At 71.2% G+C, this 19995-nt stretch carries 21 protein-coding genes and 1 pseudogene; 14 read left to right on the forward strand and 8 right to left on the reverse strand.

Annotated features, from left to right (window positions below; all coding sequences use genetic code 11):
- Position 1 precedes the first annotated feature (1 nt).
- The 9 genes from ACIRHA_RS16045 to ACIRHA_RS16085 are packed head-to-tail and all read left to right on the forward strand — an operon-like array spanning position 2 to position 8536.
- Positions 2-211, forward strand: coding sequence for a ferredoxin (locus tag ACIRHA_RS16045; RefSeq protein WP_403845366.1), 210 nt, complete (start codon positions 2-4; stop codon positions 209-211).
- Between the two features lie 5 nt (positions 212-216).
- Positions 217-999 carry an SDR family NAD(P)-dependent oxidoreductase gene (locus ACIRHA_RS16050; RefSeq protein ID WP_403846478.1) on the forward strand — a complete coding sequence of 261 codons (783 nt, stop codon included), beginning with the start codon at positions 217-219 and terminating at the stop codon, positions 997-999.
- A gap of 4 nt (positions 1000-1003) precedes the next feature.
- Positions 1004-2278 (forward strand): cytochrome P450, encoded by a 1275-nt coding sequence (locus tag ACIRHA_RS16055; RefSeq protein ID WP_403845369.1) that lies wholly within the window; start codon positions 1004-1006, stop codon positions 2276-2278.
- Positions 2271-2717, forward strand: a complete 447-nt coding sequence (locus ACIRHA_RS16060) for a nitroreductase family deazaflavin-dependent oxidoreductase (protein WP_403845372.1) — start codon at positions 2271-2273, stop codon at positions 2715-2717. Before ACIRHA_RS16055 ends, ACIRHA_RS16060 begins: the two co-directional genes overlap by 8 nt.
- Positions 2718-2733: 16 nt before the next feature.
- Positions 2734-3411 (forward strand): TetR/AcrR family transcriptional regulator, encoded by a 678-nt coding sequence (locus tag ACIRHA_RS16065; RefSeq protein WP_403845375.1) that lies wholly within the window; start codon positions 2734-2736, stop codon positions 3409-3411.
- Entirely contained in the window at positions 3408-4499 is a 1092-nt protein-coding gene (locus ACIRHA_RS16070; RefSeq protein ID WP_403845378.1) for a phosphotransferase family protein, read from the forward strand. The genes ACIRHA_RS16065 and ACIRHA_RS16070 overlap by 4 nt, the downstream gene beginning before the upstream one ends.
- Positions 4496-5563: a phosphotransferase family protein gene (locus tag ACIRHA_RS16075; RefSeq protein ID WP_403845381.1), complete on the forward strand. Its 1068-nt coding sequence runs from the start codon at positions 4496-4498 to the stop codon at positions 5561-5563. Before ACIRHA_RS16070 ends, ACIRHA_RS16075 begins: the two co-directional genes overlap by 4 nt.
- A gap of 54 nt (positions 5564-5617) precedes the next feature.
- Complete coding sequence (locus tag ACIRHA_RS16080; RefSeq protein ID WP_403845384.1) at positions 5618-7078, forward strand: class I adenylate-forming enzyme family protein; 1461 nt, start codon at positions 5618-5620, stop codon at positions 7076-7078.
- Positions 7079-7132: 54 nt separating this feature from the next.
- Entirely contained in the window at positions 7133-8536 is a 1404-nt protein-coding gene (locus tag ACIRHA_RS16085) for an ABC transporter substrate-binding protein (RefSeq protein ID WP_403845386.1), read from the forward strand.
- Here the strand turns inward: ACIRHA_RS16085 and ACIRHA_RS16090 are convergent.
- Positions 8520-9440 carry a Sir2 family NAD-dependent protein deacetylase gene (locus ACIRHA_RS16090; RefSeq protein WP_403845388.1) on the reverse strand — a complete coding sequence of 307 codons (921 nt, stop codon included), beginning with the start codon at positions 9438-9440 and terminating at the stop codon, positions 8520-8522. The two genes, ACIRHA_RS16085 and ACIRHA_RS16090, sit on opposite strands and share 17 nt — an antisense overlap.
- A 107-nt stretch (positions 9441-9547) precedes the next feature.
- Positions 9548-10456, reverse strand: a complete 909-nt coding sequence (locus ACIRHA_RS16095) for a TIGR03564 family F420-dependent LLM class oxidoreductase (protein ID WP_403845391.1) — start codon at positions 10454-10456, stop codon at positions 9548-9550.
- A 131-nt stretch (positions 10457-10587) separates the two neighbouring features.
- Between ACIRHA_RS16095 and ACIRHA_RS16100 the strand changes: the two genes are divergently transcribed.
- Positions 10588-11163: a nuclear transport factor 2 family protein gene (locus ACIRHA_RS16100; RefSeq protein WP_403845394.1), complete on the forward strand. Its 576-nt coding sequence runs from the start codon at positions 10588-10590 to the stop codon at positions 11161-11163.
- Between the two features lie 52 nt (positions 11164-11215).
- Positions 11216-11812, forward strand: coding sequence for a TetR/AcrR family transcriptional regulator (locus ACIRHA_RS16105; protein ID WP_403845396.1), 597 nt, complete (start codon positions 11216-11218; stop codon positions 11810-11812).
- Between the two features lie 38 nt (positions 11813-11850).
- Here ACIRHA_RS16105 and ACIRHA_RS16110 read toward each other — a convergent pair whose 3' ends face one another.
- From ACIRHA_RS16110 to ACIRHA_RS16120, 3 genes are all read right to left on the reverse strand, one after another.
- Positions 11851-12510 (reverse strand): hypothetical protein, encoded by a 660-nt coding sequence (locus ACIRHA_RS16110; RefSeq protein ID WP_403845398.1) that lies wholly within the window; start codon positions 12508-12510, stop codon positions 11851-11853.
- 142 nt (positions 12511-12652) lie between these two features.
- The gene (locus ACIRHA_RS16115) at positions 12653-13276 is read right to left on the reverse strand and encodes a flavin reductase family protein (protein ID WP_403845401.1); all 624 of its coding nucleotides are present in this window, start codon (positions 13274-13276) and stop codon (positions 12653-12655) included.
- A gap of 112 nt (positions 13277-13388) precedes the next feature.
- On the reverse strand, positions 13389-14333 hold the full coding sequence (locus ACIRHA_RS16120; protein ID WP_403845404.1) for an SDR family oxidoreductase: 945 nt from the start codon (positions 14331-14333) through the stop codon (positions 13389-13391).
- A gap of 133 nt (positions 14334-14466) precedes the next feature.
- Here ACIRHA_RS16120 and ACIRHA_RS16125 point away from each other — a divergent pair, with 133 nt between their 5' ends.
- A complete protein-coding gene (locus tag ACIRHA_RS16125) occupies positions 14467-15309 on the forward strand; it encodes a helix-turn-helix transcriptional regulator (RefSeq protein ID WP_403845407.1) in 843 nt (280 codons plus the stop codon).
- A gap of 32 nt (positions 15310-15341) precedes the next feature.
- Here ACIRHA_RS16125 and ACIRHA_RS16130 read toward each other — a convergent pair whose 3' ends face one another.
- Both ACIRHA_RS16130 and ACIRHA_RS16135 read right to left on the reverse strand, forming a co-directional pair.
- Entirely contained in the window at positions 15342-15935 is a 594-nt protein-coding gene (locus tag ACIRHA_RS16130; protein ID WP_403845409.1) for a TetR/AcrR family transcriptional regulator, read from the reverse strand.
- An 81-nt stretch (positions 15936-16016) separates the two neighbouring features.
- A pseudogene (locus ACIRHA_RS16135) lies at positions 16017-16469 on the reverse strand (EamA family transporter); the annotation flags it as partial.
- A gap of 68 nt (positions 16470-16537) precedes the next feature.
- Here ACIRHA_RS16135 and ACIRHA_RS16140 point away from each other — a divergent pair.
- Complete coding sequence (locus ACIRHA_RS16140; protein ID WP_403845412.1) at positions 16538-17413, forward strand: LysR family transcriptional regulator; 876 nt, start codon at positions 16538-16540, stop codon at positions 17411-17413.
- 30 nt (positions 17414-17443) lie between these two features.
- On the opposite strand, the gene ACIRHA_RS16145 is transcribed toward ACIRHA_RS16140, so the two are convergent.
- The gene (locus ACIRHA_RS16145; RefSeq protein ID WP_403845415.1) at positions 17444-18964 is read right to left on the reverse strand and encodes an alpha/beta fold hydrolase; all 1521 of its coding nucleotides are present in this window, start codon (positions 18962-18964) and stop codon (positions 17444-17446) included.
- A 70-nt stretch (positions 18965-19034) separates the two neighbouring features.
- Here ACIRHA_RS16145 and ACIRHA_RS16150 point away from each other — a divergent pair, with 70 nt between their 5' ends.
- Entirely contained in the window at positions 19035-19988 is a 954-nt protein-coding gene (locus ACIRHA_RS16150) for a MerR family transcriptional regulator (RefSeq protein WP_403845418.1), read from the forward strand.
- Positions 19989-19995 lie beyond the last annotated feature (7 nt).

A 19995-nucleotide genomic window follows, 5' to 3' on the forward strand; every position in this document is an offset into this window, starting at 1 on the left:
CGTGTCAGGACCGCGGGTGGTCGTCGACCGGGAGCGGTGTCTCGGCACCGGCATCTGTGTCGTCTACGCCCCCGACACCTTCACCCACGACGAGGAGGCGAAGGCGGTCGTCGTCGGGCCGCCCGAGCCGCTGGACGCGGTCCGGACGGCGGTCGAGGGATGCCCCACGCAGGCGTTGCGGCTTGCACACAGCGATCAGGAAGGGCGGTGACGTACATGCTGCTCGAAGGACGAACGGCCATCGTCACGGGCGCCGGGTCCGGCGTCGGCGCCGCGTCCGCGCTGCGGTTCGCGCAGGAGGGCGCCCGCGTGGTGTGCGCGGACATCCGCGCCGACGCCGCGAAGGAGACGGTGCGTGTGATCGAGAAGGCCGGCGGCACCGCCGCGGCGGTCGCTTGCGACGTGTCCCGTGAGGAGGACGTGGTGACCGCCGTCGTGGCGGCTGTCGAGCGCTTCGGCCGGCTCGACATCGTCTTCAACAACGCGGGCATCCCAACACCCCGGCTGGGCGCGCAACTTGAGGACCACACGGCCGAGGACTTCCAGCGCCTGGTCGGCGTCAACTTCGCCGGGGTGTTCCACGGCTGCAAGCAGGCGGTCCTCCAGTTCAAGCGGCAGGGCGGCGGCGGAGCCATCCTCAACACCGGTTCCGTCGCGGGACTCGTGGCCTGGGGCGGCTCGGTCTACGGGGCCACCAAGGGGGCCGTGCACCAGCTCACGCGGGCGGTCGCGATCGAAGGTGCCCCCTTCGGGATCCGCGCCAACGCCATCGGCCCGGCCGGGATGCCGCTGACCAACTTCATGCCGACGGGCGGGCTCGGCACCTCGGACGCGGACGCGCTGGAGCAGACGGTGCGGCGGGTCGCGGCGAGCCATCCGCTGGGGCGGGCCATCACGGCCGAGGACTGCGCCGAGGCCGCCCTCTTCCTGGTCTCCGACCGGGCCGCCAACCTCACGGGCGTCGTCCTGCCGGTCGACGGCGGATACGTGGCGAGGTGACGCCATGACCACGCCCGCGAACCTCGACCGCGACCGGGTCCGTGAACTGTTCGACCTGCGCGGCGCCTACCTCGCACAGGTCGGCGGCGGCTACCACGACGACCCCTACCCGGCCTGGCACCGGCTGCGCGCCGAGGCCCCCGTCCACCCCGGAACCGTGCACGAACTCACCGGCTACGACGGGCCCGCGCACTTCCAGGGCCTGCCGTACCCGGACCGCCCGCACTTCTCGGCGTTCAGCTACGCGGCCTGCGACGAGGCGTATCGCAACGCGGACGTCTTCGCCGCCGCACCGACACCCATCGACCCGCGTACCGGTGAACTCGCCGCGCAGAACAGCATGTTGTCGATGGGCGGCCCGCAGCACCGCCGGTACCGCGCCCTGGTGCAGCCGTCGTTCGTGCCCGGCAGGGCGCAGTGGTGGATCCGCAACTGGATCGAGCAGACGGTTCACCTCCTCGTCGACTCCTTCGCCGACGACGGCCGCGCGGAGCTCAACGTGGACTTCTGCGCGGCCATTCCCGTGCTCACGATCACCGGCAGCTTCGGTGTCCCGGTCGAACGGGCCCTGGACATCCGGGCCGCGCTGCGCGATCCGCAGGCCATCGTCGAGATCCTCGCGCCGGTCGTCGCGGCCCGCCGTACCCACCCGCAGGACGACCTCATCAGCGTACTGGTCGAGGCGGAGATGACCGACGAGGACGGTGTCGCGCACCGCCTTTCCGATGCCGAGATCTACTCCTTCGCGGTCCTTCTGCTCACGGCCGGCTCTGGTACCACGTGGAAGCAGATGGGCATCACGCTCACCGCGCTGCTCCAGCGCCCCGAGGTCCTTGCGGCCGTGCGCGAGGACCGTGACCTGCTGCGGCCCGCCATCGAGGAGGCGCTGCGCTGGACGCCGACCGACCCGATGTTCTCCCGGTACGTCACACGCGACACCGATCTGCACGGCGTACACCTCCCGGAGGGCTCCGTCCTGCACCTGTGCATCGGCGCGGCCAACCGCGATCCGGCGCGCTGGGAGCGGCCCGACGAGTTCGACATCACGCGCAGGTTGCGCCCGTCGTTCGCGTTCGGCGGCGGCGCGCATGTGTGCCTCGGGATGCATGTGGCGCGCGCCGAGATGCGGGTCGGAATCGGAGCACTGCTCGACCGGCTGCCCGGGCTGCGCCTCGATCCGGACGCGGCGCCGCCGCGCTTCATCGGTCTTTACGAGCGGGGCGCCACGGAGATCCCGGTGGTCTTCGAGCCCTCGACGGAAGGGAACGGCAGTGAGTGAACCCGCGTACCAGAAACCGGACTTGGCGCTCGTCGGCGCCGAACACGTGGACCGCTACCGGGAGACCGACGGCGAGGTCGGCTACGAGTGGAACGGCGTCCCCGTCCTGCTGCTCACCACCACGGGCCGCAGGTCCGCCGAGCCCCGCACCAAGGCGCTGATCTTCGGACGCCACGGGGACGACTACCTGGTGGTCGCCTCGACCGGCGGGGCGCCGAAGCATCCGTCCTGGTATCTGAACCTTCTCGCCCACCCGCGAGCGGAGATCCAGGTCAAGGGCGAGCACATCCCGGTCGTCGGGCGCGGTGTCACCGCGGGCGCCGAGCGGGAGCGCCTGTGGCGGGCCGTCAACGACTACTGGCCCAACTACGACACCTACCAGGCCCGGACCGAACGCCTCATCCCGGTCGTCGTGCTGACACCCACCACGGACACGTAGGACGAGGAACCGTCACATGTCGAATCCGAACCCCACCACCTGGGCCGACCACGCGGCCGACCGCTCCCCCTCCGTACAGCGGTCGCGGGCGCGCAGCGTCCAGCAGGCGCAGGCGATCACGCGGGCCGCGCACCGGCTCGCCTCGGAGAAGGGAAGCGCCTTCACGACACAGGAGTTGACCCGCGAGTCCGGCGTCGCCCTCCAGACGATCTACCGGCACTTCCCGAGCAAGGACCACATCCTGCTCGCCCTCGTCGAGGAGATCATCGCCGTCCAGGCCGCGCGCATGCGGGCCGCGGCGCGCGAGCTTCCCGACCCGGTCGGCCGTCTGCGGTTCTACATCTCCCACATCCTCGACGGGCTCGGCGGCGGGCGGGAGCGCACGGGCCCGCGGTTCATCACCGCCGAGCACTGGCGGCTGCACCAGCTGTTCCCGGACGAGATGGCGCGCGCCGCTCAGCCCTTCGGTGACCTTGTCGAACGCGAGTTGCGGGAAGCGGCGGCCCTGGGGCTGCTGCGGCCGAGGGATCCGGCGCAGGACGCGTGGTTCGCGATGAAGCTGGTCACGTCCGCCTACCACCACTACGCGTTCGCCACCGCGCACGAGCCGGTCGAGGACGTCGCCGGCCGGCTGTGGGAGTTCTGCCTGGCCGCGTTCGGCGGACCGCCGACCGAAGGGACGGGGGAAGCATGAGCGAGGCTCCGGTCTTCGCCAAGGGCCGTGATCTCGACGCGGCCGCGGAAGCCCTGCGCCCGTGGCTGGCCGTCCGGCTGGGCGCGGGCACCGCACTGGACGTACGTCTCGCGAACCTGGTGTACCCCCTGGGCGCCGGTGTCTCCAACGAGACGATCCTCTTCGACGCCCACGCGGAAGGGCGTGTGCATGAACTCGTCCTGCGCGTGGCTCCCGCTCCCGAGCACCAGATGTTCCTCGATCCGAGGTTCCGGCTCCAGTACGAGATGCTGACCGCGCTGCGCCGCCTCGGCACGGTCCGGGTGCCCGAAGCACTCTGGTACGAGGAGGATCCCGCGCTGCTCGGCCGGCCGTTCTATGTCATGCGCCGGATGCGGGGCCGGGTTCCGGTGAGCATGCCCGTGTACAACGAGACGGGCTGGCTGACCGGGGCGACATCCGGCGAGCGCCGCACGCTGTGGGAGGGCGCCGTACGGCAGCTCGCCGCCATCCACCGCGCACCCACCGAGGACGTCGCCTTCCTCCACGACCCCGGCGAGGGCGCACCCGGGGACGAGCAACAGCTCGTGTACTGGCGCCGGTTCGCGGACTGGGCGCTGGAGGACGAGATTCCCGACACCGTGCGCGAGCTCTTCGCCTGGGTGACGGCCACTCGTCCGGCGACGTCAACTCCTGGCCTTTCGTGGGGAGACGCTCGCATCGGAAACATGATGTTCGGCGACGACTACGAAGTCATCGGCGTCATGGACTGGGAACAGGCCTCGCTCGCCGGGCCGATGGCCGACCTCGGCTGGTGGCTGCTCTTCGACGACATCCACAGCGTCGAGCAGGGCATCGCACGCCTCGACGGACTCGGCACGAGACAGGAAACCCTCGACCTGTGGCGGGAGTTGACGGGCCGTCCGGTGGAGCATCTGCACTGGCACGAGGTGTTCGCCGGGCTCAAGGCGGGCCTGCTGGCGCTGCACACACGGCGCTCCATGAAGCTGCCCGCGGCCGGGCGGCCGAACCCGTTCATCGAGCGTTCGTGCCGCTTGCTGGGTTGGCCGGCAGCAGGGCGCGACACCGGAACCGTGGAGGCGTCATGACCGTCACGAGCGTTCCCGGCGGCCCCGCGCCGCACGACCTCGACACAGCCCTCTCTCCGGCCTGGCTCACCGCCGTGCTGCGGCAGCGGCACTCCGGCGTCACGGTCACCGCGACGGAGGTGACCGAGCGGATCGAGACGGTGGCCACCAAGGTGCGCTTCGACGTCTCGTACGCGAACGGGGCCGCGCCCGAAGGCGCCCCGCGGGCCCTGTGCGTGAAGGCCTACTTCAACCCCGCCACCCGGCAGCGCGGCACATCGCGCGCCGAGGTCGACTTCTACCGGCTGCTCGCCGGATCGCTGCCCGTGCGCACGCCGCCGTGCGTGCACGCCGAGGTGGACGAGGAGACCGGGCATCCGCTGCTCCTGATGCACGACCTGGTGGCCACGGGCCACCGGTTCGGTGACCCCCTGATGGGCTTCGGCCGGGACCAGGCGGCGGGCACGCTCGACCAGTTGGCGGCGCTGCACGCGGCGACGTGGGACGGCGCCGGGCAGAAGGTGGACCTCGCCGCCGCCTTCCCGCCCCGGCTGGCCCGGCTCACCGGCTACATGGGCCCCGAGCGCCTGCAGGCCCAGCTCGACGACGGCCGGGCCCCTGACGTCCCGGCCGGTGTGCGCCGCGCCGACCGGCTGCTCGCCGCGGTGAACGCACTCGCCGAGCTGTCGCCCGCGCACCCGCGCTGCCTCGTCCACGGCGACGTACACACCGGCAACGTCTACGCGACGGCCGACGGTTCGCCCGGACTCATCGACTGGCAGGTGGTGCAGTACGGAGTGTGGGCACTCGACGTCGGGTACCACCTCGCCGCCGTCCTCGACCCCGACGAACGCGCCCGCAGCGAGCGGGAGTTGCTCGACCACTACCTCGACCGGCTCGCCGCGCACGGCGGCACACCACCCGGCCGCGACGAGGCGTGGTGGGCGTACCGGGCGCAGCTGCCCTACGGGTTCTTCCTGTGGGGCATCACGCGGGCCGTCGAGCGGCCGATCACCGAACGGCACACGGGGCGGCTCGCGCAGGCCGTCGCGTGGCACGACAGCTTCGGCCTGCTCGGCGTCTGACACCCGGCACCCGGCACCCGAACGTCCCGTCGGCTCATCTGGAGGAGTACGACCATGGAACGCGGAACGAGCATCGCCCTGTTGATCAGAAAGCTGGCGGCATCGTGCACGGGCGCCGAGGTGCTGCACCATGTCGCCGCGGACGGCACCGAATCCGCCTACTCCTGGCGGAAGTTGGACCGCCTCTCGGACCAGCTGGCCGGCGCGCTGGCGGCACGCGGCCTCCGCGAGGGCGACCGCCTCTCGCTGGCCCTGCGCAATTCACCCCAGCTCGTACTCGGTGTCTTCGCCGCGTGGAAGCTGGGCGCGGTGCCCGTGCCGGTGCGCTGGGATCTGCCCGAGTGGGAGTCGGACCGGTTGCGCGAGGTGGTGCGGGCGGCCGTCCACCTGGGCGCCGAGGACCTGCCGTGGATCGACGCGACGGCGCACGCGCATGTGCCCACCCTGCCGTTCGACGTGATATCTCCCTACGCGCACGGCATTTGCAGCAGTGGCTCGACGGGTACCCCCAAGGTCATCCTCACAGCGCGTCCGGCCCTGCACGCCCCCGCGTTCAGCACCCCGCTCATGCAGTCCTGGACCCCGGTGCCGCGCCCGCAGACGATCCTCGTACTCGCGCCGATGTACCACGCCAACGGATTCACCACGCTGTTCGGCCTGTTCGACGGTGACCGCTTGGTGGTGATGGAGAAGTTCGACGCCGCCCGTGTGGTGTCGGCGATCGAGGACCACCGGGTGACGACCTTCACGGCCACCCCCACCATGCTGCAACGCATCGCGGACCTGCCCGGTGTCGACGCGCGCGATCTCAGCAGCCTGGAATGGATCCTCCAGGGCGCCGCCCCCATGCCTCCGGCCCTCGTACACCGCTGGGCGGGCCTGATCGGCGCCGAGCGCATCGTCATGGCGTACGGCATGACCGAGGGCCTCGGGATCACCGCGCTGCGCGCCGACGAGTGGATGGCGCACGAGGGCAGCGTCGGCCGCCCGCTGCGCGCCACCGAACTGCGCATCCTCGACCCCGGGGGCAAGGAGGTACCCGTCGGCGAGACCGGCGACATCTACCTGCGCTCCCCCAGCTACCACGGCTACGAGTACCTGGGCGACGCCCCGTCCCTGAAGACGACACCCGACGGCTTCCAGACGGCCGGGGACGTCGGACACCTGGACGCCGACGGCTATCTCTACCTCCTCGACCGCCGGGTCGACATCATCATCAGCGGCGGCGCGAACGTCTTCCCCGCCGAGGTCGAGGCGGCCCTCATCGACCACCCGGCCATCGCCGACGTCGTGGTCATCGGCCTGCGCGACCCCGAGTGGGGCCGCCGGGTGCACGCGCTGATCGAACCCTCGGACCCGGCCGCGCCACCCTCCCACGAGGACGTCGTCGCATACGCACGCGCTCGCCTTGCCGCGTACAAGCTGCCCAAGACGACCGAGTTCGTCGACGTCATGCCGCGTAGCGCGGCGACCAAGGTGAACCGCGGCGCGCTGGTGGCGGCACGCGGTGGCTGATCACCAAGCACACACCATCGGTCAACTTCCCTTCCCCGAAAGGCAGGACAGCCCGTGAGGCCCCAGAGGACCATCACCGCCCTGACGGTGGTCGCCGCGCTGTTCGCGGCCGGTTGTTCCACCCGTGGCGACAGCTCCGGCCGCGGCGACCCCGAGACCGGCGAGAAGGCCGCGGCCCGAGCGTCCGCGGCGCCCGCGTCGGGCGACTTCGGCGACCTGAAGAACGTCTGCGGCTCCGGTGACCCGAGCGGTTCCCCGGCCCAAGGCGTCACCGCGAAGGAGATCCACGTAGGTGTCATGTCGGACGTCGGCTTCACCAAGAACACCGAATTCGCCGACGCCGCCAAGGCGTTCACGTCCTGGTGCAACGAGGCCGGCGGCATCAACGGCCGCAAGATCGTCCCGACGGTCCGTGACACCAAGATGGTCGAGGTCCGCCAGCGGGTGAACGATGCCTGCCGCGCCGACTTCGTCCTCGCCGGCGGCAGCGCGGCACTGGACGGGCTCGGGGTGAAGGACCGCCTCTCCTGCCTGCTGCCCGACTTCCCCGCCCAGACGGTGCAGCACAAGAACGAGGGCTCGGAGCTGCAGCTGTCCATGCAGGCGGGCGGCCCCTCGTACTTCCGCTACGCGGGCTTCTACGAATGGCTGATCAAGAAGGCCTACCCGGACACGGCCGACTCGGTGGGCATCATCTCCGGCGACTCCCCCGTCACCCGCTCCTCCCTCGACCAGCGCGTGGACTACTTCCGCTCGCGCGGCGTCAAGCCCGCCTACACGGACCTCTATCCCGCGACCGGTGTCACCAACTGGACGCCCTACGCCCAGGCCATCAAGAACGAAAAGGTGAAGGGCCTGATCTTCATGGGTGACTTCAGCTCCCTGGCGAAGCTGGAGCAGGAACTCACCGCGATGAACTACAAGCTCGACTGGATCGACGCGAACAGCAACGCCTACGGTCCGGCCTTCCTCAAATTGGCCGGCCCCGCGGTCCTGGCCGCCCAGAACAACCTCGCCGATGTCAGCGGCATCTACCCCATGGAGAAGTCGGGCTCGAACCCCGCGACCCAACAGGTCGTCGACCTCTTCAAGAAGTACGCACCCGACAAACAGCTCACCCTCCCCGCGGTCAAGGCGATGTCCGCCTGGCTCCTCTTCGCCAAGTCCGCGACGAGCTGTGGCAACGACCTCACCCGCAAGTGCGTCCACGACGCGGCCCGCGAGGAGACCTCGTGGACCGGCGGCGGCCTCCAGGCACCGGTGAACGTGTCCGTCCAGGACTCCCCCGTGAAGTGCATGAACATCGAGAAGGCGACACCGGACGGCTGGAAGCCCGCCGACTTCGACGCCGACAAGGGCGCCTACCGCTGCGACATCGCGTCGTACAAGCTCAGCGACCGGTACGGGAAGGCGGGGAAACTGGCGGACGTGGGCAAGACCCTCAAGGACCTGAAGTAGGCCGTGTCGTTCCGTCCCGCACTCCCGCCACCACGTCCCGCAGCGCCTCCCCCAACGGCAGCTCCACCCGCACACCCCACCGGTCCCCGCGGGTCGGCTGGTTGTTGACGATCAGGACCGGTGTTCCGGCGTCCGCGGCCTGGCGCACGAACCGCAGGCCGGACATGACGGTCAGCGAGGAGCCGAGGACGAGCAGTGAGGTGGCCCCGGCGACCAGTTCCCGACAGGCGGCGACCCGCTCGGGCGGCACGTTCTCGCCGAAGAAGACGACGTCCGGCTTGAGCACTCCGAAGCCGCAGGCCGCGCACGGCACCACCCGGAACTCACGCACGGCCTCGTCCGGGAGCTCCACGTCGCCGTCGGGGTTGACCCGCGCGGACCGGTGCCGCTCCGCCTCGGCCTCGAACCGCGGGTTCGCCTCGCGCAGCCGCCGGTCGAGGTCGGCACGGTCGGTGACCGCGCGGCAATGAAGACAGACCACCCTGCTGAGGCTCCCGTGCAGCTCGATCACGTCAGGGGTACTGGCGGCCTGCTGCAGACCGTCGACGTTCTGCGTGATCACGCCGGTGACCAGGCCCGCCGCGGCGAGCTCGGCCACGGCCCGGTGTCCGGCGTTGGGCTCGGCGCGGGTCATCGCCCGCCATCCCAGCTGACTGCGCGCCCAGTACCGCTGCCGGGCCTGCTCGCTGCCGGTGAATTCCTGGTACGTCATGGGGGTGTGCCCGCGCCGCAGGGATCCCAGCTCCCCACGGTAGTCCGGGATCCCCGACTCGGTGGAGAGCCCGGCCCCGCTCAGCACGACGACACCGCCCGCACGCACGCTCTCGACGACGGGCCGCACGTCGGTGGTGGCGGGCGGCAGGTCTCCGCTGGGTTCCCAGGTCAGGGTCGGACGGGTACGCATACGAGCCAGCTTACGTATGCGGGGCGGAGAACCACGGGTGTGTTGCCCCCGTAGCCGATCTCGACCTGACCTCCCGGCGGCACGGCGGTGGAGGCATCGCCCCCGGATCAGCCCGTGAGCGAGGCCAGCAGGTCCCTCGTACGCTTCCGGGATGCCCGCCGATCGGCGCCCACCGGAACGGCGAATGCCTGGATGTCGGTCGCGCCCGCGTCGAGCAGGGCTCGCAGTTGGCGGGTCACGCTGTTCTCGTCGCCGAGGACGGCGACGTCGGCCGGGCTCCGAGCGTCGCCGATCGCCATGATGCGCTCATAGTTGGGCAGCCCCTCGTAGACGTCCGCCGTTTCCGCCGTCGCGGCGCGTGCCTCTTCCACGTCGTCGTGGACGGCCACCGGGAGACCGGCGACGATCCGTGGCTCGGGCCGGCCCGCCGCCTCGGCGGCAGCACGCAGCCGAGGCGCCACATGGGTTTCGATGGCGCGCGCCGACGCCATGAACAGGACCACTCCATCGGCCAGTTCACCGGCGACGCGCAACAGCCTCGGCCCCAGGGCCGCAAGCAGGACGGGCACCGGCCGGGGGACGGAGATACCGGCCCCACGAGCCGTCCACTCCGCGCCCTCGTGCGTGACCTCCTCCCCATGCAGCAGCCCGGTGAGGATGCGCAGGTACTCCTCCGTGTTGAGACCGGGGCGGTCGTACGAGAGGCCATAGCGCCCGTTGACGACACGTTCGTGGGACGGGCCGATGCCCAGCACGAGCCCCGACCTGCCCATGGCCTCGGCGGTCGCGGCCACGCGGTTGGCCTGGAGCAGCGGATGGCAGGGGTAGGTCTGCAGGACGGCCGTGCCCAGCTCGATGCTCGATGTCTCGCGTCCCGCGACGGCCATGGCGGCGAGCGGGTCGCCGAGGACGGTGCTGTCGAACCACATCGAGCCGAACCCGTCCTCCTCGGCGGACCTGGCCTGCTCGATCAGTTTGTCGGTCGTGTACGGGCGGGCCGTCAGGCCGATTCTCATGCCGGGGCCTCTCGTCGCGACGCGAGTTTCCTCCCGCACCCCTTCGGGTCCGGTCGCCGATGTTATACGTTCGTAAAACACGCGCGGAAGGTGTCGGCGCACCCGAACTTCTTCACACCCGGGAGGCACTCATGTCCGTACCGGAGTCCAAGTCCGTGAAACAGGAACTGCAGGAACTGCGCACCACGGTCCGGTACTTGACCGACCGCTCGGCGATCCTCGACTGCGTCATGAAGCAGGCGCGCGGACACGATCGCCACGACATCGAGTTGATGGCCGGCGTCTACCACGCCGACGGGGTGGACGAGCACGGACCCGCGGTGGTCCCCGGACCGGAGTACGGCGAGCACGCCAACACCGCCCACGCCTCCGTCTTCGTCGACCACTTGCACAACATCACGACACACACCTGCGAGATCGACGGCGACGAGGCCCACTGCGAGAGCTATGTCATCGGCGCGATGCGCTCCCGCGACGGCAAGAGCGTGCATCTCTTCGGAGGCCGGTACCTCGACCGCGTGGAGCGGCGTGCCGGAGCCTGGCGCATCGCGCTGCGCCGGTGCACGCTCGAGTGGACCATGAACGGCGACACATCATTGCTCGCTTCCGGAGCGTTCAATGGTTTCATCAAGGGCGCCTGGGACACGTCCGATCCGTCCTACGCCCGCCCGCTCGACCTCGAGGAAACCCCGGTCCGCAGGTGGTGACGGCGCCGGGTGACGGCGCCCACCCGGAGTTCCCGGTCGCGAAAGGAAGCCGATGGCCATCACCCGACGAGTCGGTACGGCGCAGTCCAAGACCCGCGCGCTCATCCTGGACTGCGCCGAGCGGCTTCTGCTGAAGAAGGGCTACGCGTCCCTCTCCTACCGCACCTTGGGCACCGAGGCCGGGGTGACCGGGGCTCTGGTGCAGTACTACTTCCCCACCTTCGACGACCTGTTCGTCGCGCTGGTCAGGGACCGGTCGGAGCGGACCCTGAAGACGCTGACAGCCGGGCTGGACACGGACCACCCCCTGCGCGCCATCTGGGACTACGCGAACAACAAGCACGCCGCCGCCCTCACCGCGGAGCTGATGGCCGCCGCCAACCACCGCAAGCGCCTGCGCGCCGAGATCGCGCAGGCCGGCGAGCAGGCACGGGCCGCGGCGCTCGAAGCGGTGTCACGGACCACGGAGAACTGTCCGTGGCCCGCGGCACCGATCCCGCTGGAAGTCCTGGTCTTCCTCATCACCAGCACGCCCCGCATGATCGTGATGGAGCGCTCGATGGGCATAAAGACCTCCCTGGACGAGACCATCGCGTACTTCGAGCGGTTCCTCGACGAGGTCGAGCCCCTGGACGGCACCCAAGGCTGAGGCGAGCTCTGCCCTGAGGCCGACCTTCACCGAGCGCCTCAGCGCAGCTTGTTCACCGCCGTCACCGTGGTCTTCTTGAAGGCGGCCACCGGCGCGTCGCCATAGGAGCCCATCCGACCCCAGCGGACCACCGTCACGGTGTTGCCGTCCCGGCCCACCGAGAGCAGGTTGATGTCGGACGCGCCCCACGTGGTCGTGGTGTGCACGCCGTAGACGTACGCGCCCTCCTCCACGGGGAGCCGGCCGTAGTACTTCTGCGTGGCGTTCACGTCGGGGTTCTGCCGCATCACCGCCTCGGCACAACCGGCGAGCTTCTTGCGCAGCAGCGCCGCGAAGTCCTTGGCGCGCTGGTTGTCGCGCTCGACCACCGTCACCTGGAGCGCGGTGGCGTCGAGGTCGGTGTGGTACGCCCGGTGCACGGAGATCGACGGCAGGGCCTCACCCACGCACATCGGCAGCGGGTCCGGCTGCCCGGCGGTGACCGGGCCGGCGTACCAGGGCGACGACGGGTGCGGCGGGAGCTGGGACGCGGCCAGGAACCCCGGGCCGCCGGACGCGGACGCGGCCGTCGGCGTGACCGCCACGCCCACCGTCGCGGCGGCGAGGGCGGTCAGCCCCAACAGGCCTTTGCGGATACGGGAGTTGGCGCTACGGGTGTGGATCCGGGTGTTCGTCATCGCTGCGTCGGCAAGGCTCATCGGTACATCCCCACATGGTTGTGCATGACTTCGCGCATGCTTGTTCCGAATGTTCCGTACGCCCTGTACGACCGGCGGCGCGACACTCCCGTTGCCCTGGTTTGTGTCACGGCTGTGTCACCGCATGCAGTGCCTCACCGTGTCAGGCGGTGCTGCCCTGGACTCCGCCGGTACCTCCCTCGTAGCGCCCCCGCGCGAGTTCGTGCACGGTGCCGAGCGTGCCCCACTCGTCCTTGCCCAGCCGCGACAGTGGGCGCAGCCGGGTGACCTCGGGGTGTCCTTCGTCGCACACGGCCTCGTCCACGGCGATGTGCACGACCCGGCCGAAGACGACCGTGGAGTCGCCGAGCCGGACGGTGCTGTGCAGCTCGCATTCGAGGGCCACCGGCGACTCCGCGACCCGTGGCGGCCGTACGACGGCGCTGGGCTCTCGCCGCACGCCCACCGCGTCGAACTCGCTGACGGTCCGCGGGAAATCGGTGGCGGTGGCGTTGACCTGCTCGATGAGCGGCTCGGGCGCGAGGTTGACCACGAACTGACCGTTCGCCTCCACGTTGCGCAGCGAGTCCTTGCGGCCGACGGAGGTGAACTGCACGATCGGCGGGCTGGCGCAGGCGACGGTGAAGAACGAGTGCGGAGCCAGGTTGTCCGTGCCGTCCGGGGACACGGTCGACACCCAGGCGATGGGGCGAGGCACCACCGTGGCGGTCAGCAGGCGGTAGACGCTCCGGGCGTTCTGTTCGGCAACATCGAAATCGAGACGCATGCCCGCCAGTATGCGCTCACCAGCACAGACGCCTGCCGTGACCTCCCCCGCACCCACCAGGACGGAGTGACACGGGGCGCCGTCACACATCCGAGCTCCGGATCGCGCGGCCTCAACTGCCGGGAAAGGAGACCTTCGTGAGCTCTTCGGAGACCTGCCACATGCGTCGGGCCTCCTCCCCGCCACTGAGGCGCGAATACAGCTTCTGCTCCGCGGGCGGGCCGCCCATGTGCCCGATTCCGCGAGGCCCGTAGAACCGGCCGCGCTCGGCTCCCGGGGAGGTGGCGGCGTAGAGGGCGGGAAGCTGCGCCGTGTGCACGGTGCCGACGATGAGGCCGCGGGCGGACAGCGTCCTGATCAGGCGTACGCCCATCGTGTCCTTGGCGCGGCCGACCTCGGGGCGGGCGGCGAGGAGGTTCGTGGGAGCGATGCCGGGGTGGGAGAGGTTGCTCGTGATGCCCCAGCCGCCGGCCCGGCTGCGCCGGTCGAGTTCGAGGCCGAAGAGACCGAACGCGATCTTCGACTGGCTGTACGCCTTCATACCGTCGTAGGAACGCTCCCAGTTGAGGTCGTCCCAGTTGATGGCGCCCTGGTTCGCCGCGACGCTCACCTGCGAGGTCACCCGAGCCCGGCCGGCGCGCAGCAGCGGCAGCAGGTGGGCCACCAGGGCGAAGTGGCCGAGGTGGTTGGTGCCAAACTGCAGCTCGAAGCCGTCGGCGGTCGTCTGGCGCTCGGGCGGCGTCATGACGCCGGCGTTGTTGATGAGCAGGTGGATCGGCCGGTCCTCCGCCCGCAGGCTTTCGCCCAGGGCCGCGACGGAAGCGAGCGAGGACAGGTCGAGTTCGCGCAGCGACACATTCGCGTGCGGGACCTTCTCACGGATCGTGACGAGAGCGGCCTCGCCCTTGCCCGGATTACGCACGGGCAGGAGCACCTCGGCCCCGGCCGCGGCGAGCCTCGTGGCGAGGCCGAGCCCGATGCCGTCGCTCGCTCCGGTGACCACGGCACGCTTGCCGGACAGGTCGGGGACGGTGATGTCGATGGGTTTGCGTGGCATGCTCCCGAGCTTCGACCGGCGCCGCGACGACGGCAACCGGTGAAGGGGGGATCGACAATCCGTGGTTACCGCGGCGCGCGGACGGTAGTAATGGACGTCAGGGCAGGTGCCGGCGGCGGTATCGGAGGCACGGGTGATCGACAGGACGGGCCTCGCGGAGTTCCTCCGGCGCCGCCGCGAGTCGCTGCAACCGGAGGATGTCGGCCTGCCGCGTGGACGCCGCCGCAGGACGACCGGTCTGCGGCGGGAGGAAGCGGCCACGCTGTGCCACATGTCGACGGACTACTACGCGCGGCTGGAACGTGAACGCGGGCCCCACCCGTCCGAGCAGATGATCGCCTCCATCGCGCAGGGGCTCCACCTCTCCCTCGACGAGCGCGACCACCTGTTCCGGCTCGCCGGACACACTCCGCCCCCGCGCGGGCCGGACGGCGAGCACATCGGCCCCGGCCTGCTGCGCGTCCTCGACCGCCTCCACGACACCCCCGCGGAGATCGTCACGGAGCTCGGCGAGACGCTGCGCCAGACCCCGCTCGGCGTCGCGCTCACCGGCGACCAGACCGTCCACACCGGCCCCGCCCGAAGCATCGGCTACCGCTGGTTCACCGACCCCGCCACACGCCGGCTCTACGCCCCCGAGGACCACGCCTTCCTCACCCGCATGTTCGTCTCGGGCCTACGGGGCGTGGCGACACTCCGGGGGCCCGGTTCCCGCGCGTCCCACTACGCCGAGCTGCTGCTCGCGCAGAGCGAGGAGTTCCGCCGGGTGTGGGACGCCCACGAGGTCGGCATCCGCCCCCACGAGGTGAAGCACTTCATCCACCCCGAGGTCGGCGCACTGGACCTGACCTGCCAGACCCTCGTCGACCCCGGCCAGTCCCATCTGCTCCTCGTCTACACGGCCGTCCCGGGCAGCGAGAGCCACGAGAAGCTGCAGCTGCTGTCGGTCATAGGGGCGCAGGAGCTGCTGCGCTGAGCCGGCGGCCGGGCGACTCCTGAGTCCGGACGTCAGGAGTCGCCCGGCGCGCCGGCCATGACGCGGGCCGCGAACTCCGCCAGTTGGGCCCGCATCCGTTCTCTCGGTACGCGCTCCTGACCGGCCAGGTGCTCGACGAGGTCGGCGCGCGTGGCGGCCAGCAGCGCGTGGGCCGTGAAGTCTCCGTCGACCAGACCGGGAATCCGCTCCAGCACGGAGCGGAGCAGGCCGTGCCACCACTCGTAGTGCTCCGCCCGATACGGGCTGCCGCTCCCACTCCCCTCCAGGGCCAACGCGAGCCGACGGTTGTCCAACTTGAAGCACAGCACGACGTCGAGCAGGGCGGTGACACGCTCCCGCGGTGGTGTGTCGGGGCCGAGGGGCGACGGGCCGGATTCGACGGCCTCGGTGACCGGTTCGAGCCGCGCCTCGTACAGCGCGCGGAGCAGTCCGGTCCGGTCGCCGTAGGCCCGAAAGAGCGTGCCCTTGCCGACCCCGGCCTCGGCCGCGATGTCGGCCATGGTGATGTCCTCGGGACTCGCACCGCGGGCGAACAGCGCGTCGGCGGCGGCGAGGACGGCCTCCCGGTTACGGGCGGCGTCCTTACGGGGCTTGCGTTCGGGCATGCGGTTCCTCTCGTTCCCCTTCATTGCAAAACGGACCGACGGTCCGCTACATTCAGAACCGGACCGCTAGTCCGGATTCTACGTGCTCGGTCGTGGGCGGGTGAGGACGACGACGGCTGCCGCCGCCGCGAGGGCGCAGAGCAGGTCGAGGCGGCGACGCGTTCCGGCGAGGGCGACGGTGAGCGGGCCGAGGAATTCGAGGGTGACCGCGAGGCCCAGGCCGATCCGGTCGATGGCCGAGTACAGCGTCAGGTTCATCGTGGCGAAGACCGCGGCCAGGGCGAGCACGAGGCGCCACTGGGCGGCGGTGAAGGAGCGGATGCGCGGCCGGCCCGCCGTCAACAGCACTACGGCGGCGACCCATTGACGTACGGCCACGACACCTGTGGGGCCGAGGACGGGGAAGGCCAGAGCCCCCAGGGACGCGCCGACCTGGTTGGACAGTCCGCTGCCGAGCATCAGCGCGACACCGGCGGCGGGAGCGGTATCGGTGGTGCGGGTCGGCTGCGCGGAGGGGTGGGAGGTGGTCGCCATGGTGTGAGATTCGCCCCGTCCGGGCCATACGCAAAATGCATGTGCCGCCACTCGCATACGCTGAGCGTATGGATGAGGGAAGCGGCCTGGCGGGGCTCGAACTGCGGCATCTGCGCTGTCTGCTCGCGATCGTCGACACGGGCAGCTTCACCGACGCCGCGATCCAACTCGGCGTCTCCCAGGCCTCGGTGTCCCGCACCCTGCACTCGCTGGAGACCGTGCTCGGCGTACGCCTCCTGCACCGCACGAGCCGCACCGTCACACCCACCACCGTCGGTGTCCGGGTCGTCCACCGCGCCCGGCAGCTGCTCACCGAGGCCGAGAACCTCGTGCGCGAGGCCACGACGGGCCACTCGCGGCTGCGGATCGGGCACGCCTGGGGAGCGTTCGGGCGGCACACCACCGAGTTCCAGCGCCGCTGGCACGAGCGGTATCCCGACGTCGAGTTGCTCCTGGTGCGGCACAACAGCCCCACCGGCGGACTCGCCGAGGCGGCGTGCGATCTCGCCGTCGTACGCCACCGGGCGGATCTGCGCCGCCGTTACGCCTCCGCCGTCGTCGGTCACGAACCCCGCTACGTCGTCATGGCCGCCGACGATCCCTGGGCCAAGCGCCGCCGCGTCCCCCTCGCGGACATCCGCGGACGCACCGTCGTCGTGGACCGCCGCACCGGCACGACCACCGCCGACCTGTGGCCCGGCGATCCGCACGGCGACGTCGAGTACACGGCCGACGTCGACGACTGGCTCGCCGCCATCGCCACCGGCCGCTGCGTAGGTGTCACCCCGCAGGCCACGGTCGCCCAGTACCGGCGCGAGGGCGTCGTGTTCCGGCCGGTGCCGGGGGCGGATCCCGTGCCGGTGCGGGTGATATGGGACGAGAGGGATCCGCATCCCAGTACGCACGCGGCCATCGCGTTGCTGAGCGAGTTGTACGGCGGGTGAGGCCTGCTGAGGCCGGCGCGGCAGAGTCTCTCACTCCAGTCCCAACCGGCCCAACACCCTCTCCATTGCCGCCGTCACCGCCTCCCGTGCGGAATCACTGTGGTCCACTCCCTCGAATGCGTGCGGCGCCCCCGGTACGTCGATCACCTCGACCGGAGCGCCGCCCGCCTCCGCCGCCCCGACGAACTCGGCCACCGTCGCCGCGACCGCGGAGGCCTCGCGGCCGACCCGGATGAGGACGAACGGCGGCGTCCCCCCATGCGCCACCACGTCCGCGGGCCGGAACCGAGGGTCGGTCACACCCCAGCCGGGCAGCGGCGCCATGATCGGATAGCTCGCCGCCAGGCACCGCAGCCACGTCGGGGCCTCGCTCAGCCACGGCGCCGTCAGCGGGCCGCCGCCGGAGAAGAACCACAGCGCGATCCGGTCCGCGTCGACCCGCGGATCGGCGCGCACCTCGGCCACCGCGGCGGCCACGTCCTCGGCCGCCGTCGGATACGCCGTGACCGCGTGCAGCCGGTGGTCGAGGGTGACGCCGATCGCGCCGCGCGTCGCCGCGAGGCGGGCGTAGCCGATCAGGGTCGGCCAGTCGCGTGGTGTCGGTCGCGCGTCCTCCGGCACGGGGCCGCCGTGCACGATCACGATCGCCGGGCGGGGCTGCGCCGACGCGTCCTCGGGGACGTACAGGTCGATGGCACCGCGTCGTTCGCGCGGGATCTCCGGTACGTCCAGGAGGAACGGCCGGAGGTATCCCGACTGCTCCGTCCCTTCCTCCCCCACGGGGTCGAGCCGGGTGCCTTCGTCGGCCGCCGCCCGCAGCAGCACGTCGGCGAGTGCGTCCGGGCAGGAGAGCATCGGCCAGTGCCCGGTGGGCAGTTCGAAGAAGGTCACCTCCGGGCGGACGAGCGCCTTGATCGTCGGGTCGCCGAAGCGGAGCATCATGCGGACGGTGTCGATGGTCGCGCCGCTCTCCGTGCAGAGCACGCCAGTGGTCGGCAGGGCGTCCCCCGCGCCGGTCAGCCGCAGTGGTTGCAGCAGGGTGCCGAGCGGCTGGGGCGAGGCGCGCGCGGTCAGCCGGTCCAGGGCCTCGCCGGAGACGCCGGCGGTGCTGCCCCAGCGCTGCCACTCCTCCTGGGAGGGAGCTGGCAGTTCTCCCTTCGTATCTCCCTCTTTGGCGAGGCGCTCGCGCAGTTCCTGGTCGAGGACCGTCGCGAGGGCCACGGCGCCGTCCTGCACCGGTCCCGTGTCGAGGTACACGACCCGTGCGACGCGGTGGGCCCGCCGGTCCGCCGCTCCCACCGCCGCGTACGCGCCGTAGTCGTGCCCGACGAGGACGATGTTCGGGCCCTCGGCTCCCTCTGCGACGGTGTCGATGGTGTCGATGGCCGCTACGACACGTGCGATGTGCGCGTCCAGGTCGGTGGCGGGACCGAGGTCCACCACCTGGACCTTCGCGCCCTCGGACGCCAGTTTCCCGGCGGTCTCCCGCCACGTGTCCGGGCCGGTGAACAGGCCCGGGACCAGCACGAACGCCTTCGTCCCCGTATCCATCTCCACGTCCTCCCTCAGTGCTTGTCAGTGGTGGGAGGTACGTTAGGAACTCCCCCTGAGGGAGGTTCAAGTGAACGTGCCGACCGGATCGTCCGATGGGCTGTGGAGCATCGGTGAGCTCGCCGAGCACGCGGGCACGACCGTCAAGACCGTCCGCTTCTACTCCGACAACGGTCTGCTCCCGGAGCGCACCCGCAGCGCGGGCGGGCACCGCCGGTACGGCTCCGACGCGCTGGACCGGCTCCGGATGATCCGCTCGCTGCGGGGGCTCGGCCTGCCGGTTCCCGAGGTGCGGCGCATCGTCGACGAGCGGGCGGGGGCGGACGGGGCGCTGGAGGACGCCGTCGCGGGGCAGTTGCGTACTCTCGGCTCCCGGCTCAGCGCGCTGCGTTGGCAGGAGGCGGCGCTGCGCCTCGTTCTGGAGTGCCCGCCGCAGGAGCGGGCGGATCGGCTGCGGCTCGTCGGCGCGCTGGACACGCCTCCGAGTACGGCTCCGCTGGCGAGGTTCTGGCGGGCCTGGCTGCCGCCACGTATGCCGGCCGCGTCCCGAACGGCCTTCCTGGAGGCCGCCGTTCCGCAACCGCCCGACGCCCCGGCCCCCTCCCAGGTACTCGCCTTCGCGCGCCTGTGCGCGCTGGTGTCACGCCCCTGCACACCTGACACGGGTCCCACCCAGCCCGCCGCGCACAGCACGGTCGGCGCGCGCGAATCCTCCGTGCTGTACGCCGGGTTGGCCGAGTCCTACGATCTGGCGGGCAGACCGATGCGGGCGGGCGAGACCCCCGCGCCGGGTGAGGCCCTCGACTGCTTCGTCACGACGTACGCGAGTGTGACCAGGTCCCGCGACACTCTGGCCTTCCGCCGGGGGCTCGCACGCCAGCTCGCCTCCGACCCGCGCCTCGACCGCTACTGGGACCTGGTGTCGGAACTGACCACCCCGGACGGCGCCCACCCGGAGCCGACACCTGGGACGGCCCACGACTGGCTCCTCGCGGCGCTCGACACCCAGCTCGCCGACGCCTGACCTCCCG

Source organism: Streptomyces sp. NPDC102360, assembly GCF_044766085.1.
Lineage (GTDB): Bacteria > Actinomycetota > Actinomycetes > Streptomycetales > Streptomycetaceae > Streptomyces.

What these genes read in the sequence shown, in the direction of transcription:
- ACIRHA_RS16050 (WP_403846478.1), top strand. Translation starts at nt 217, where the DNA reads ATGCTGCTCGAAGGACGAACGGCCATCGTCACGGGCGCCGGGTCCGGC.
- ACIRHA_RS16055 (WP_403845369.1), top strand. Translation starts at nt 1,004, where the DNA reads ATGACCACGCCCGCGAACCTCGACCGCGACCGGGTCCGTGAACTGTTC.
- ACIRHA_RS16065 (WP_403845375.1), top strand. Translation starts at nt 2,734, where the DNA reads ATGTCGAATCCGAACCCCACCACCTGGGCCGACCACGCGGCCGACCGC.
- ACIRHA_RS16070 (WP_403845378.1), top strand. Translation starts at nt 3,408, where the DNA reads ATGAGCGAGGCTCCGGTCTTCGCCAAGGGCCGTGATCTCGACGCGGCC.
- ACIRHA_RS16075 (WP_403845381.1), top strand. Translation starts at nt 4,496, where the DNA reads ATGACCGTCACGAGCGTTCCCGGCGGCCCCGCGCCGCACGACCTCGAC.
- ACIRHA_RS16080 (WP_403845384.1), top strand. Translation starts at nt 5,618, where the DNA reads ATGGAACGCGGAACGAGCATCGCCCTGTTGATCAGAAAGCTGGCGGCA.
- ACIRHA_RS16090 (WP_403845388.1), bottom strand. Translation starts at nt 9,440, where the DNA reads ATGCGTACCCGTCCGACCCTGACCTGGGAACCCAGCGGAGACCTGCCG.
- ACIRHA_RS16095 (WP_403845391.1), bottom strand. Translation starts at nt 10,456, where the DNA reads ATGAGAATCGGCCTGACGGCCCGCCCGTACACGACCGACAAACTGATC.
- ACIRHA_RS16100 (WP_403845394.1), top strand. Translation starts at nt 10,588, where the DNA reads ATGTCCGTACCGGAGTCCAAGTCCGTGAAACAGGAACTGCAGGAACTG.
- ACIRHA_RS16105 (WP_403845396.1), top strand. Translation starts at nt 11,216, where the DNA reads ATGGCCATCACCCGACGAGTCGGTACGGCGCAGTCCAAGACCCGCGCG.
- ACIRHA_RS16110 (WP_403845398.1), bottom strand. Translation starts at nt 12,510, where the DNA reads ATGAGCCTTGCCGACGCAGCGATGACGAACACCCGGATCCACACCCGT.
- ACIRHA_RS16115 (WP_403845401.1), bottom strand. Translation starts at nt 13,276, where the DNA reads ATGCGTCTCGATTTCGATGTTGCCGAACAGAACGCCCGGAGCGTCTAC.
- ACIRHA_RS16120 (WP_403845404.1), bottom strand. Translation starts at nt 14,333, where the DNA reads ATGCCACGCAAACCCATCGACATCACCGTCCCCGACCTGTCCGGCAAG.
- ACIRHA_RS16130 (WP_403845409.1), bottom strand. Translation starts at nt 15,935, where the DNA reads ATGCCCGAACGCAAGCCCCGTAAGGACGCCGCCCGTAACCGGGAGGCC.
- ACIRHA_RS16140 (WP_403845412.1), top strand. Translation starts at nt 16,538, where the DNA reads ATGGATGAGGGAAGCGGCCTGGCGGGGCTCGAACTGCGGCATCTGCGC.
- ACIRHA_RS16145 (WP_403845415.1), bottom strand. Translation starts at nt 18,964, where the DNA reads ATGGATACGGGGACGAAGGCGTTCGTGCTGGTCCCGGGCCTGTTCACC.